Here is a 13,553-nt window from a genome sequence, read left to right on the forward strand (position 1 = left end):
CGGGCTGGCCGGGCTCGCCGAGCGCGTCGAAGCCCTGCGCGGCGAGCTCGACGCCGGGCCGGACGGGCAGCAGTGGCGGCTGCGCGCGTCCATCCCGCTGCGGGCGGGCGCGTGACGCCCACGGTGCTGCTCGCCGACGACGAGCCGCTGGTCAGGACCGGATTGCGGGCGCTGCTGGAGCAGCAGGGCCTGCCGGTGGTCGGCGAGGCGGCCGACGGCGGCGAGGTGCTGGACGCGGTGCGGCGGACCCGGCCGGACGTGGTGCTGATGGACGTCCGGATGCCCGGCACGGACGGCATCGAGGCCACCCGGCAGGTGCTCGCGGCGCTGGCGGAACCCCCGAAGATCCTGGTCGTCACGACGTTCGACAACGACGACTACGTGCACGAAGCGCTGCTGGCCGGGGCCAGCGGGTTCCTGCTGAAGCGGGCGCGCAAGGAGGAGATCGCGCACGCCGTGCGGACGGTGGCCGCCGGCGAGTCCCTGCTGTTCCCGGAGGCGATCCGGCGGCTGGTGAGCGGGCGGGTCCCGGGCGGCGAGCACGCGCGGGCGGCGAAGAGGCTCACCCGCCGCGAAGCCGAGGTGCTGCGGCTCATCGCCACCGGACTGTCCAATCAGGACATCGCGGCGGCGCTGGTGATCAGCCTGGAGACGGTGAAGACCCACGTGGGCAACATCTTCACCAAGCTCGGCGCCGGGAACCGCAGCCAGGCCGTGGTCATCGCGTACGAAGCCGGGGTCGTCAAGCCGGGACACCTCGCCGGTCAATAACCGACGTGCTCCCCGTCACCGGCGGGAAGTCAGGAGTTCGGCAGGCGGTCATGCCCCGGTCGCCTTCAGTCTCCCCGTGACACACATGCACGAGGACTAATAGCCCGTGTCCGAAATCCGGGCCGTTATCCCCGAAGTTCGTGAATGAGGAGAAACATGGCTTCGCTGTTCGCCGGCCGCCGCCGGTGGCTCGTCGCGGGCGCGCTCGGCGCCGCCCTGGTCGCCGCCGCGCCGGTCGCCCTGGCCACCAACGGCTCCGACAACGCCGACGCGCGTTCGTCCGCCGGCACCGGTGACCGCACCGCCGACGTCCGCGCCGCGGTCCAGGGCGGCCACGCCCGCAACGTCATCCTGTTCATCGGCGACGGCATGGGCCAGTCGGAGATCACCGCCGCCCGCAACTACGAGCGCGGCGCCGCGGGCCGGCTCGCCATGGACGAGCTGCCGCTCACCGGCGACTACACGACCTACGCGGTCGAGCAGAACAACCCGGCCAAGCCGAACTACGTCACCGACTCGGCCGCGTCCGGCACCGGCTGGGCCACCGGCACGAAGACCTACAACGGCGCGATCTCCGTCGACGCCTACGGCAACGACGTCCCGACGATCCTGGAGCTGGCCAAGCGCAACGGGCTGCGCACCGGCGACGTCACCACCGCCGAGGTCCAGGACGCGACTCCGGCCGTGCTCGGCGCGCACGTCGTCAACCGCGACTGCAAGGGCCCGGTCGAGACGACCGCGAAGTGCGCGAAGAACGCCAAGGAGAACGGCGGCCTCGGCTCGATCGCCGAGCAGCTGGTGCAGACCCGACCCGACGTCCTGCTGGGCGGCGGCGCGAAGTACTTCAACCAGCAGGTGACGGCGGGCAAATTCAAGGGCAAGACCGTCCTGGACCAGGCCAAGGCGGCCGGCTACACCGTCGTCAACACCGCGGCCGACCTGGCGGCGGCGAAGAAGGGCAAGCCGGTCCTCGGCCTGTTCGCCGACGGCAACATGCCGGTGAACTGGACCGGCCCGGCGGCCGTGCACGGCGGCACCGCGCCCACGCGCTGCGCGCCGAACCCGAAGCTCCCGGCGACCCAGCCGAAGCTGGCCGACCAGACCCGCAAGGCGCTCGAGCTGCTCGACGACCGCCGCAGTGACAAGGGCTTCTTCCTGCAGGTCGAGGGCGCGAGCATCGACAAGCAGGACCACGCGGCCGACCCGTGCGGCCAGATCGGTGAGACGGTCGACTTCGACGCGGCGATCGCGGCGGGCACGGCGTTCGCCCGCAGCCACCCGGACACGCTGGTGCTGGTGACCGCCGACCACGGCCACAGCAGCCAGATCGTCGAGCCTGCCGCCACGCCGGGCCTGACCGCGACCCTGATCACCAACGAGGGCGCGAACATGACGCTGGCCTACGGCACGGCGGAAGCGGGCGGCTCGCAGTCGCACACGGGCACCCAGGTGCGCATCGCGGGCCTCGGCCCGCAGGCGGCCAACATCGTCGGCCTGACCAACCAGACCGACCTGTTCGGCACCCTGAAGCGGGCCCTCAAGCTGCGCTGAGTGGTGGGGTACACCCCCGGGACTTTCCGGTGGTCTCCCCGATACCCCCTGATGTCCGGTGTCCCTAGCGTGGGGAACACCGAGACACCAGGGGGTTTTCTCATGCGGAAGTCATTGCGGGCCGTCACCGCCGGCACGCTCGTCGCGCTGCTCGCGGCCACCACGGCGGCACCGGCGCTGGCGGCGGCGAACCCGGTCCAGGAGAGCCTGGACGTGCTGACGGTCCAGGACGGCGTACCGGGGGCGGTGGCGGTCGTCCAGGACGGCCGGCGGACGCAGGTCACCCGCAGCGGCCAGGGTGACGTCACCACCGGGAAGCCGTTCCCGCGCAACGGTTCCTACCGGGCGGGCAGCGTCACGAAGACGTTCGTCGCCACGGTGGTCCTGCAGCTGGTCGCGGAAGGCCGGGTCCGGCTGGACGCGCCGGTGGCGCGGTACCTGCCGGGGCTGCTTCCCGACGAGCGGATCACGGTCCGGCAGCTGCTGCAGCACACGAGCGGGGTGCCGGACTACCTGCAGGACTTCGACCTGAGCGACCCGGAGGCGCTGCGCCACCGCGGCGCCGAGCCCGCCGAGCTGGTGGCGCTGGCGGTGAAGCACCCGGCGCTGTTCCCGCCGGGCACGAAGTGGTCGTACTCCAACACGAACTACATCGTGGCGGGGATGCTCGTGGAGAAGGCGACCGGCCATGCGCTCGACACGGAGATCGCCCGCCGGATCACCCGGCCACTGAGCCTGCACGACACGTACCTGCCTCGCCGCGGCGACGAGCGGCTGCCGTCCCCGCACGCGGTGGGCTACTTGCCGTTCGCCGGGAAGCTGGTCGACTTCAGCGACTTCGACGCGACGATCGCCTGGGCGGCGGGCGGCCTGGTCTCGACCCCGGCGGACCTGAACCGCTTCTACGGCGCGTTGCTGAGCGGCCGGCTGCTGCGCCCGGCCGAGCTGGCGGAGATGCGCCGCACGGTTCCGGCGGACCTCGGCATCCCGGGCGCGGACTACGGCTTGGGCCTGGGCAGCATCCCGCTGTCGTGCGGAGTGGTGTGGGGGCACGAAGGGGGCATCATCGGCTTCACGAACTTCGCAGGAGTGGGTCCGAAAGACCGGCGGGCGACGGTGGTGCTGAACGAAAACCCGACCCCGGCCGACACGAACGAGCATCTGGTCGCGGCTGTGGATGCAGCGTTCTGTTCCTAGGCCGACGACCCGAACCTGTCGGTGGTGGCCGGTAGCGTGGAAGACGGGGGGCGCCCCCGCGGGCCGGGTGTTCGGCGACCGCGGGCCGCGCGAAACTGTCGGTGGTGACCGGTAGCGTGGAATTCGGGGGGCGCCCCCGCGGCTAGCTCAGGGCAGCAGGTCGAGCGCTTCGGTCCACGGCCGCCGCACGTCCAGGCGGTGCAGCGTCACCCCGGCGCCCTCCAGGGTGTCGAGGTGGCGCTGCCACGCCGGGTGGTGAACCCGGGTGTCCTGGATCTGGTACGCCACCACCATCGTGATCCCGGGCGCGCCCAGCACGTCACCGAGCATCGTCAAGGCCTGGTTGTCCGCGATCCCCAGCGCCAGCTTGGCCACCGAGTTCGCCGACGCCGGCGCGAACAGGAACACCGTCGGGTCCGGGTGCGGCCGCGGCTCGCCCGGCAGCCGGGACACGCTGCGGACCGGCAGGTCCGTGCAGGCGGCGACCTCGGCGAGCGCACCGGTTGCCTCGAGCCAGCGGTGCGCGGTCGGCGTCAGCGTGATCGCCGTCCGCCAGCCGCGGTCGGCCGCCGGGCGGGCCAGCTCGGCGGCGAACCGTGTGTCCAGCCCGCCGCACGAGCCGGCGACCAGCCCGAGGTCCCTCACGGTTTGCGCAGCACGGCGCAGAACATCGCGTCCGTGCCGTGGCGGTGCGGCCACAGCTGGACGTACGGCCCGTCGCCGAGCTCCGGGACGCCCGGGAAGAACTCGCGCGCGTCCTGCACCTCGGCCTTCAGCCGGCGCGCCGTCTCCGCGAAGACGCCTTCGGTCTCGGCCAGGTGCGGCGAGCAGACGACGTAGGTCAGCACGCCGCCGGGCCGCAGCAGCTCGTAGGCCGCGGTGATCAGCTCGCCCTGCAGCTTCGTCAGGTCCGCGACGTCGGACGGCTGACGCCGCCAGCGCGCCTCCGGCCGCCGCCGCAGCGCGCCGAGGCCGCTGCACGGCGCGTCGACGAGGATCCGGTCGTAGCCCGGTTCGAGACCGCTCTCCCGTCCGTCGGCCACGTGCACCTTCACCGGCAGGCCGCTCGTGGCCTTCTCGACGAGCCTCGCGCGGTGCGGCGCCTTCTCGACGGCGTCGACGGTCGCCCCGCTCAGCGCGGCCAGCGCGCCGAGCAGCGCCGCCTTGCCGCCGGGGCCGGCGCACAGGTCGAGCCAGCGCTCGTCGGAACCTTCGAGCGGCACCTTCGTCGCGGCGATCGCGCAGAGCTGGCTGCCTTCGTCCTGGACCGCGGCCAGCCGCTCGCGGACCGGTTCGGCGTCGGCCGGGTCGCCGGCGCCCGCGGGCAGGCGCACGCCGTAGGGCGAGTACGGCGCCGGGTCGCCGCCGGTGATCGCGGCGAGCTCGTCGGCGCTGATTTCGCCGGGGCGGGCGACGAGGTGCACCTCGGGGCGCGCGTCGTCGGCTTCCAGGGCCGCCTTGAGGCCGGCTCCCTTGTCACCGAGCGCCTCGGCGAACGAGCGGGCGATCCAGCGCGGGTGCGCCGTGCGCAGCGCGTAGGCCCCGATCGGGTCGGCGGCCTCGTCCGGCGCCAGTTCGTCGAGCCACGCCGCTTCGTCCTTTTCGGACACCTTGCGCAGGATGGCGTTCGCGAAACCCGTGGCCCACGAACCGGCTTCCGCCCGCACCAAGTCCACAGTGGACGTCACGGCGGCGTGCTCGGGGATGCGGGTGCGCAGCAGCTGGTAGACGCCGAGGCGCAGCGCGTCGAGCACCGCCGGGTCGGTCTGCTTGAGCGGGCGCTCGGCGCAGGACTCGATGATCGCGTCGAGCAGGCCCTGCGCCCGCGAGGTGCCGTAGGCGAGTTCGGTGGCCAGTGCGGCGTCCCGGCCGGTGATCCGCCGCTCGCGCAGCAGGTCCGGCAGGACGAGGTTGGCGTAGGCGTCCTTCGTCCGGACGGCCGCGAGCACGTCGAACGCGGCCTGGCGGGCCGGATCGACCTCCGGCGGGCGGCGCGGCCCTTCCTTGCGCGGTGCCGGACGGCCCCGCTGCGGCCGTGACGGACGTCGTTCCCTGTGGTCGTTCACCGGAGGCGCTCTCCCTGGTCGATCCTCGTACCGCGCGCCCAGTCGGTGGCCGCCATCCGTTTCTTGCCGGGTGCCTGGACTTCGCCGAGCCGCAACGGCTTCGTCGCCGTCCCGACCAGCACCCGTTTGCGTTCGACCACGATCTCGCCCGGCGGCGGGCCGGGTTCGTCGAGCACCGTGACCGGGCCGAGCTTGAAGCGTTCCCCGCGGAACTCCGCCCACGCGCCCGGGTCCGGGCTGACCGACCGGATCTGCCGGTCGACCGCCGACGCCGGGTCGGCGAAGGACACCCGCGCGTCCTCGACCGTCACCTTCGGCGCGTAGCTGACGCCCTCGGCGGGCTGCTCGCGCGCGACGAGGCTGCCGTCGGCCAGACCGTCCATGGTGGACAGCAGCAGCTTGGCCCCGGACTCCGCGAGCCGCCCGAGCAGCTCGCCGGCGGTGTCGGTGGCCCCGATCGCCTCGGTGACGACACCGTAGACCGGGCCGGCGTCCAGTTCCTTGACGATCCGGAAGGTGGAGGCGCCCGTGATCTCGTCCCCGGCGCGGATCGCGGCCTGCACGGGCGCGGCGCCCCGCCACGCGGGCAGCAGCGAGAAGTGCAGGTTCACCCAGCCCAGGCGCGGGATGTCCAGGGCGGCTTGCGGCAGCAGCGCCCCGTAGGCGACGACGGGACAGGCGTCCGGCGCGAGCTCGGCCAGCCGCGCGAGGAAGGCCGGATCACCGGCGCGCGCGGGCGTGAGGACTTCGATGCCGTGTTCGTCGGCGAGGGCGCCGACGGGCGACCGCACGACGCGACGGCCGCGCCCGGCCTGCGCATCCGGGCGGGTGACGACGGCGACGACCTCGTGCCGCCCGGACTCGAGCAGGGCACGCAGGGCGGGGACCGCCGGGTCGGGGGTGCCGGCGAAGACGAGCTTCATCGGCCCACCCCCGGCGGAAGCAGGGTTTCAGGTGGCTGGAACATCGGGGCCGAGTCTAGAAGGCGCCGTCGGGCCGGGCGCGCCAGTGCCCCGATGTGCCGATCAGCAGGTTGGCGGGGGTTGTCCACAGGGGGGTTGGGATGGGGACGACCGGGTGGGTTGCGGGGGCTTTTCCCGGCTTTCTGTCGGACTCCGGCGATACGCTGGACCCGGGGGGCGCCCCCGAGGCGTGGGGATGTTTTTCGGCGACATCGCCGGGCTTTGGCTGCCGGAAAGCTGCTTCGCTGGAAACTCTGCCGGGGTTTCCCCGCCGGCCCGAACACCGGATTGTTCAACGGCCGCCAGACCGTGTCAAGGCGGGAAAGCGTGCCTTGACACGGCCTGACGGCCGCTGAGGTGGCTGCGTATCGGTCCGGCAGGGGGTGTGGTTGGTGGGCGTCCTCTGCCGGGGGCGAGCCGAAGGTCCCGGCCCCGGCGTCGCGAATGAGTCGTTCGCGACGTTTCCGACCTACCAGCGCGTGGGCCACACCACCTGGGCCGCACCCTGGCCGCGCCGCACCGGTTCTGCCGCGGCCAGCCAGCGGCCGTCGCGCAGGCGCTCCACTCCGGTCGCCGCGCCGATCTCCGCCGGGGCCGTCGAGAAGCCCTGGCCGCGTGCCCTCAGGTCCGCCGTCTCCGGCTGGTCCAGGAATGCCTGCTCCACCTGCGCCGCCGCCGAGTTGCGCTGGGATGCGCGCGGGGCCGCGATCGCCTGCTCGAGGGACAAGCCGCGGTCGAGGCGGCCGAGGATCACCTGGAGCACCGTCGTGATGATCGACGCTCCGCCCGGCGAGCCCGTCGCGAAGAACGGGCGGCCGTGGTCCAGGACGATCGTCGGGGCCATCGACGAGCGCGGCCGCTTGCCCGGGCCCGGGAGGTTCGGGTCCGGCACGCCCGGCGTCACCGGCGTGAACGAGAAGTCCGTCAGCTCGTTGTTCAGCAGGAACCCGCGACCCGGCACCACGATGCCGCTGCCACCCTCCTGCTCGATCGTCAGCGTGTACGCGACGACGTTGCCCCACTTGTCCGCCACCGTCAGGTGCGTCGTGTTCTCGCCCTCGTACGGCGTCGGCGCGGCCGTCGTCCCCGCGGCGCACGGGGTCGGATAACGGGGGTCGGCCGGGGCCACCGGGCTCGTCGCCGCCTTGTCCTTCGAAATCAGGCACGCCCGGGTGTCCGCGAACCGCTGGCGCAGCAGCTCGCGCGCCGGGACGTCGACGAACGCCGGGTCGCCGATCCAGCGGTTGCGGTCGGCGAAGGCGAAGCGGGTCGACTCCAGGAAGTACTGCAGGTAGTCGGCCTTGCTCGCGTGCTTCAGGTCGAAGTTCTCCAGGATGTTGAGCGCTTCCCCGACCGTCAGCCCGCCGGACGACGGCGCCGGCATGCCGTAGACGTCGAGACCCTCGTACCGGGCGTGGGTCGGGTCGCGCTCGATGGCGCGGTAGGCGGCGAGGTCGCCCGTGGTGAGGTTCCCGGGCCGGACCTTCAGCGTCGACGCCGGGTCCACCGGCGGTTTCTGCACCGTCTTCGCGATGTCCGCGCCGATCGGGCCGCGGTACAGCGCGTCGACGCCGGAACGCTCGAGCTGCGCGTACGTGGCCGCGAGGTCGGGGTTCTTGAACACCGTCCCCGGCGCCGGGGGCGCGCCGCCCGGCAGGTACAGCGACCGCGTCGACGGGAACGCGGAGAACCGCGCCGCGTTGTTCGCGATCTGCGTCTGGAACGTCTGGTCGACGACGAACCCGTCGCGCGCGAGCTTCTCCGCCGGCTTCAGAGACTTCGCCAGCGAGCGCGTCCCCCACTTGCGCAGCGCCTCGGCCCAGGTCGCGGGCGTGCCGGGCACGCCGACACTGAGGCCGCTGGTGACGGCGTCGGCGAACGGGAGCGGCTGCCCGTTCTCGAGGAAGAGGTTCTCGTCGGCCGTTTGCGGGGCGGTCTCCCGGCCGTCGAGCGTGTGCACGCGGTGGGTCTTGGCGTCGTAGTAGACGAAGAACCCGCCGCCGCCGACCCCGGCGGAGAACGGGTCGGTGACGCCGAGCGCGGCGGCGACCGCGACGGCCGCGTCGACGGCGTTCCCGCCGTCGCGCAGGACCTGCGTGCCGATCGCGGTGGCGTCGGCGTCGATGCTGGCGACAGCACCTCCGAAGCCGACGGCGACCGGCGACTTCGGCGTGGGCGTGGCGGCGGTGGCGGGCACGGCGACACCGGCGGTAAGCGCGGCGGCGGCGGCCAGGACGAGCGTGGTGCGGCTCCAGTGCGCGGGCATGCGGGCGAGTCTGCCCCTTGCCCCGCCCGGCTACAAGCGCCGGCGGGACGCGCCCGCCGGATGGACGCTCGACATGATCTTCGATCTGCCGCAGAATCGCGCCTCGGGGAACGAGGCGGCCGATTCCGATTTCCGGCGGCCGCGGAGGGGCGGAAGTGAACTCCAGGAACAAACGAAAGAATCGGCGCCACCCGAAGGCACAGGAGGCGCCGGAACCGCAGGAATCGCGCGGCGCGAAAGCGCTGAAACTGGCTTCGAAACCGGTCGTCTTCACGGTCACCGCGGTATTCGGCGCCCTGCTCGCGTGGGGTGGTGTCCTCTACATCCCGCGGGTGCTCAACGCCATCGACCCGTCGAGGCCGGTGGTCAAGGCGACCGTCGTCGCCACTTCGCCGCCGACGGGCGCCACTCCGGCCTCCACCCCACCTTCGGCACCGACGAGTTCGACGGCCCCCGCCTCACCTCCGCCGTCCACCGCGGCCCCGGCGGCCCCGGCGACGAACGCGACCGGATCCACCCGGGAGACCGGCGTGCCCACCGTGTACAACGCCTTCGCGTTCCCCACGAAGCTGTCCGCCGCCGAGATGGCCGATCTCAACCGGGTGGTCGCCGCCGAGTCCTTCGGGAACTCGGGCCCGGACGACACCGCGCTCGCGTGGATGCGCGCCCACGGGTCGTTCGACGTCGGAGCCATCCGGGCCACGGTCGTCGTGCAGGCCATCGACCAGCCCGTCCGCGTCGTCGGGGTGAAGGCGCTCGTGGAAAAGAAGAGCGCTCCCCTGTCCGCGACGATCCTCTACACGCCGCCCGACGGGTCCGACGAAGTCGAGAAAGCCGATCTCGACCTCGACGCGCAGCACCCGGCGGCACCCGTGTTCGCCCAGAAGACGATTTCGCTGCAGCCCGGGGAAAGCACCGTCCTGGACGTGCGCGCCTCGGCGACCCGGTTCGCCGTCGTGTGGCGGATCGGCGTCGACGTCGTCGCCGACGGGCTCGCGCAGACCGTCACGATCGGCAACCTGGATTCCGGCCCGTTCCGCACCACGGGCCTGCCCGACCGGCGTCCGAAGGTCTCCGGCACCCGCGGGGACTACGTGCGCCTCTACCCGGACCCGTGGTGGTTCCGCGGCAGCTTCGAAACACCCGACGAGAAGGCGGTCTACGTCGCGGGCCCGCCTCCCGCCTAGATGAGGTCCAGCGGGTCCACCTGGATGCGGATCGGTTCCGTGGCCTTCCGGGCATCCCGCCGCGCCGCGGCCGCGTGGATGGCCGACGACAACGCCTTCCCTTCAGTGCGGGACACGCGGACCAAGGCCCGCTCACGCTCAGCGTTGCCCTCTTCGTCGACCTCGCCGATCGGGACCGGCCCCAGCACCTCGCCCGACTCCGGGAGCGGAAGGTCCGCCAGCAGGCCCGCCACCGCGTCCGGGCTGCCCTCCACGCTCGCCATCCGCATCGCCGGCGGGAAGCCCAGCTCCCGCCGTTCCGCCAGCTCCTGGGCCGCGTGCCAGGCCGGGTCCCAGCGGACCAGGGCCTGGACCACCGCCAGCCCCGCCTCCGCGCCGACGATCACGCGGCCGCCCGCGGATGCCGGGCGGACCAGGGCCGCCGCCGCCATCCAGCGGCGGAGGGTCTCCTCGCCCGCCCTGAGGTCCTGGCGGCCCAGGAGCGCCCAGCCGTCCAGCAGCAGGGCCGCGCCGTAGCCGCCTTCCGCCACCGGTTCCGCTCCCGGCGTGCACACCACCAGCGCCGGCTTGCCCGGCACCGACTCCAGGACCTCCGCCGCGCCCGACGTGCGGACCGGGACGCCCGGGAACGCGCGGCCGAGCTCCTCCGCCGTCCTCTTGGCGCCGACGATCACCGCGCGCAGCCGGACCGAGCCGCACGCCGTGCAGCGGAACGCCGTTTCCGGGACGCCGCACCAGCGGCACGCCGGGGGTTTCGGCTGCCCGTCGAGCGAGCCGCCCGGCAGGGCCAGCGGGCCCGCGCAGCGGCGGCAGTGCGCGGGTGTCCGGCAGTTTCCGCAGGCCAGGCCGGGGACGTATCCCCGCCGCGGGACCTGGACCAGCGCCGGGAGGTCCGCGGCGAACGCCTGACGCGCCGCCTCGAACGCCACCGCCGGCAGGCGCGCCACCCGGGCGGCCTCGTCGCGGGCGACGTCGAAGTCCTCACCGACCGGTGTGACGCGCGGGGCCGAAGACCGCAGCGTCGCGCGGTCCGCCAGCACCGGTGCGGCCCAGCCGGACTCGACGAGCAGCTGGGCTTCGGCCGTCCGGGCAAAGCCGCCGACCAGCAGGGACGCCTTCGCCGCGTGCGCGCGGTCCATCAGGACGTCGCGGACGTGCGGGTACGGCGCGTGCTGGTCGAGGTGCAGGTCGTCGCCGTCGTCCCAGACGGCGAACAACCCCGGGTCGTGGACCGGCGCGAACATCGCCGCCCGCGTGCCGACGACCACCCGCACCGCGCCGCGCAGCACGGCCAGCCAGCGCCGGTACCGCTCGGCCGGCCCGAGCCCGGCGATCAGCGCGACCACGGCGTCCTCGCCCACGACCGCCGCGCAGGCCGCGTGCACCCGGGTCAGGTCACGGTGGTCCGGCACCACCAGCACGGCCCCCCGGCCCGACGCCGCCACCGTCCCGGCCGCCTCGGCCAGCCGGCGGGGCCAGTCTTCGCCCGGCAGGGCCTGCCAGACGGCGTTCGCGGGCTTCCCCTCGCCCAGCGCCTCCAGGAACGCCGGACCGCGCTGGTAGCGCGCCCAGGCCGTGGTGTCGGGCGCGTCCGGCGAAGCCGACGGCGCCGGTGGCGGCTCGCCCTCGGCCTTCGCGTGCCGGGGCGGGATCGCGAGCCGCAGGACGTCGGACAGCGTGCCGCCGTAGCGGTCGGCGACCGCCCGGCAGACGGCGTGCAGCGAGGGCGGCAGCACCGGCTCCGGCGACGTCACGCGGTCCAGGAACGCCAGCTTGCTGCCGTAGTCGCTGGTCTCGCCGCGTTCGATCAGGTAGCCGTCGACCAGCTGCCCGGCGAACCGGACGCGGACGCGGCACCCCGGCACGGCGGTCTCGTGCAGCTTCTCCGGGACGAGGTAGTCGAAGGTGCGGTCCAGGTGGGCCAGCGGGATGTCGACGACGATCCGCGCGACCGGCCGCTCGGGCGCGGGCGACTGGGCACCCTTGGCCTTCTCCCCCGGCTTCGGCTTCTTCCGGGCGCGCGAGGGTGCCGCCCGGGGTGCGGGCGGCTGCTCCGGGAGGTCCCAGAGAGCGGCGGGCTCGGAACTGCTCACGCCTGATCTCTACCAGACCCCACCGACACCGTGACCGGAGAGGCATCTCGCGTGATCGGAGAGGCATCACGCGTGTCTGGAGGGGCATCACCCGAGATGCCTGCCGGGACACGCGGAAGGCCACCTCGGGGAGTACCCGAGGTGGCCTTCGGCGGAGCGTGCGTCAGGCGCCGGCTGCGGCCTTGAGGGCCTCGGCGCGGGCCGTGCTCTCCCAGGGGAGGCCCAGCTCGGGACGGCCGAAGTGGCCGTACGCCGCCGTCGGGGCGTAGATCGGGCGCAGGAGGTCGAGGTCGCGGATGATCGCCGCCGGCCGGAGGTCGAAGACCTCGGTGATGGCCTGCTGGATCTTCGACGGGTCGACCGTCTCGGTGCCGAACGTCTCGACGAACAGGCCGACCGGGGCCGCCTTGCCGATCGCGTAGGCGACCTGGACCTCGGTCCGCTGGGCCAGGCCCGCGGCGACGACGTTCTTGGCCACCCAGCGCATCGCGTACGCCGCGGACCGGTCGACCTTGGACGGGTCCTTGCCCGAGAACGCGCCACCGCCGTGGCGGGCCATGCCGCCGTAGGTGTCGACGATGATCTTGCGCCCGGTCAGGCCGGCGTCGCCCATCGGGCCGCCGATGACGAACCGGCCGGTCGGGTTGACCAGCAGGCGCGCGTTCGAGGTGTCGATGCCCAGGCTCTCGAGCTCGGGGCCGACGACGTGCTCCTTGACGTCGACGCTGAGCATCCGGTCCAGGTCGATGCCGTCGGCGTGCTGCGAGGACACGACGACCGTGTCGAGGCGGACCGGCTGGTCGCCGGCGTATTCGATGGTCACCTGGGTCTTGCCGTCCGGGCGCAGGTACGGCAGCACGCCGTCCTTGCGGACCGCGGTCAGCCGCTTCGACAGCCGGTGCGCGAGCGCGATCGGCAGCGGCATCAGCTCGGGGGTGTCCGAGCAGGCGTAGCCGAACATCAGGCCCTGGTCGCCGGCGCCCTGGCGGTTGATCTCGTCTTCGACCGAGGACCCTGTCTCGACGCGTGCCTCATACGCGGTGTCGACGCCCTGGGCGATGTCGGGCGACTGCGACCCGATGGCGACGTTGACGCCGCACGAGTTGCCGTCGAAGCCCTTGGCGGAGGAGTCGTACCCGATCTTGAGGATGACGTCGCGGACGATCGTGGGGATGTCGGCGTACGCCTCGGTGGTCACCTCGCCGGCCACGTGCACCTGGCCGGTGGTGATCAGGGTTTCGACGGCGACGCGGCTGCGCGGGTCCTTCGACAGCAGGCCGTCGAGGATCGAATCGCTGATGGCATCGCAAATCTTGTCCGGGTGCCCTTCGGTCACCGACTCCGAGGTGAACAATCTGCTGCTGGACGCGGTCACGGTGGCCGTCACTTCCTCACCTAGTCGTCGGATGCCCCGAAAGTTAGGCACCCCTTAGCTATGCAAGCGTACTGACTATCGCTCG

General features: G+C 73.3%; 10 protein-coding genes. 4 read left to right on the forward strand and 6 right to left on the reverse strand.

The genetic code is table 11. The features are described 5' to 3' along the window. The first annotated feature begins 111 nt into the window (after positions 1-111). From IE317_RS39375 to IE317_RS39385, 3 genes are all read left to right on the forward strand, one after another. Positions 112-771, forward strand: a complete 660-nt coding sequence (locus IE317_RS39375) for a response regulator transcription factor (RefSeq protein WP_191316466.1) — start codon at positions 112-114, stop codon at positions 769-771. A 156-nt stretch (positions 772-927) separates the two neighbouring features. Further along, a complete protein-coding gene (gene phoA / locus IE317_RS39380; RefSeq protein WP_191316467.1) occupies positions 928-2,322 on the forward strand; it encodes an alkaline phosphatase in 1,395 nt (464 codons plus the stop codon). A gap of 102 nt (positions 2,323-2,424) precedes the next feature. Continuing rightward, positions 2,425-3,519 carry a serine hydrolase domain-containing protein gene (locus IE317_RS39385; RefSeq protein WP_229903156.1) on the forward strand — a complete coding sequence of 365 codons (1,095 nt, stop codon included), beginning with the start codon at positions 2,425-2,427 and terminating at the stop codon, positions 3,517-3,519. A 147-nt stretch (positions 3,520-3,666) separates the two neighbouring features. Here the strand turns inward: IE317_RS39385 and IE317_RS39390 are convergent, their stop codons facing one another. The 4 genes from IE317_RS39390 to ggt all read right to left on the reverse strand — a co-directional run bounded on the left by IE317_RS39390 (position 3,667) and on the right by ggt (position 8,813). Beyond that, on the reverse strand, positions 3,667-4,164 hold the full coding sequence (locus tag IE317_RS39390; RefSeq protein ID WP_191316468.1) for a flavoprotein: 498 nt from the start codon (positions 4,162-4,164) through the stop codon (positions 3,667-3,669). After that, positions 4,161-5,585: an RsmB/NOP family class I SAM-dependent RNA methyltransferase gene (locus IE317_RS39395; protein WP_191316469.1), complete on the reverse strand. Its 1,425-nt coding sequence runs from the start codon at positions 5,583-5,585 to the stop codon at positions 4,161-4,163. The genes IE317_RS39390 and IE317_RS39395 overlap by 4 nt, the downstream gene beginning before the upstream one ends. Then, entirely contained in the window at positions 5,582-6,508 is a 927-nt protein-coding gene (gene fmt / locus IE317_RS39400; protein ID WP_191316470.1) for a methionyl-tRNA formyltransferase, read from the reverse strand. Before fmt ends, IE317_RS39395 begins: the two co-directional genes overlap by 4 nt. Before the next feature lie 508 nt (positions 6,509-7,016). Next, positions 7,017-8,813 (reverse strand): gamma-glutamyltransferase, encoded by a 1,797-nt coding sequence (gene ggt, locus IE317_RS39405; protein ID WP_191316471.1) that lies wholly within the window; start codon positions 8,811-8,813, stop codon positions 7,017-7,019. A 155-nt stretch (positions 8,814-8,968) separates the two neighbouring features. Here ggt and IE317_RS39410 point away from each other — a divergent pair, with 155 nt between their 5' ends. Next, the gene (locus IE317_RS39410) at positions 8,969-10,000 is read left to right on the forward strand and encodes a hypothetical protein (protein WP_191316472.1); all 1,032 of its coding nucleotides are present in this window, start codon (positions 8,969-8,971) and stop codon (positions 9,998-10,000) included. Here IE317_RS39410 and IE317_RS39415 read toward each other — a convergent pair. Continuing rightward, positions 9,997-12,093: a primosomal protein N' gene (locus IE317_RS39415; RefSeq protein WP_191316473.1), complete on the reverse strand. Its 2,097-nt coding sequence runs from the start codon at positions 12,091-12,093 to the stop codon at positions 9,997-9,999. The genes IE317_RS39410 and IE317_RS39415 overlap by 4 nt on opposite strands. Before the next feature lie 163 nt (positions 12,094-12,256). Further along, entirely contained in the window at positions 12,257-13,468 is a 1,212-nt protein-coding gene (gene metK, locus IE317_RS39420) for a methionine adenosyltransferase (RefSeq protein WP_191316512.1), read from the reverse strand. Between the last annotated feature and the right edge of the window lie 85 nt (positions 13,469-13,553).

The sequence above is a fragment of the Amycolatopsis bullii genome, assembly GCF_014654205.1.
GTDB classification, from domain to species: domain Bacteria; phylum Actinomycetota; class Actinomycetes; order Mycobacteriales; family Pseudonocardiaceae; genus Amycolatopsis; species Amycolatopsis plumensis.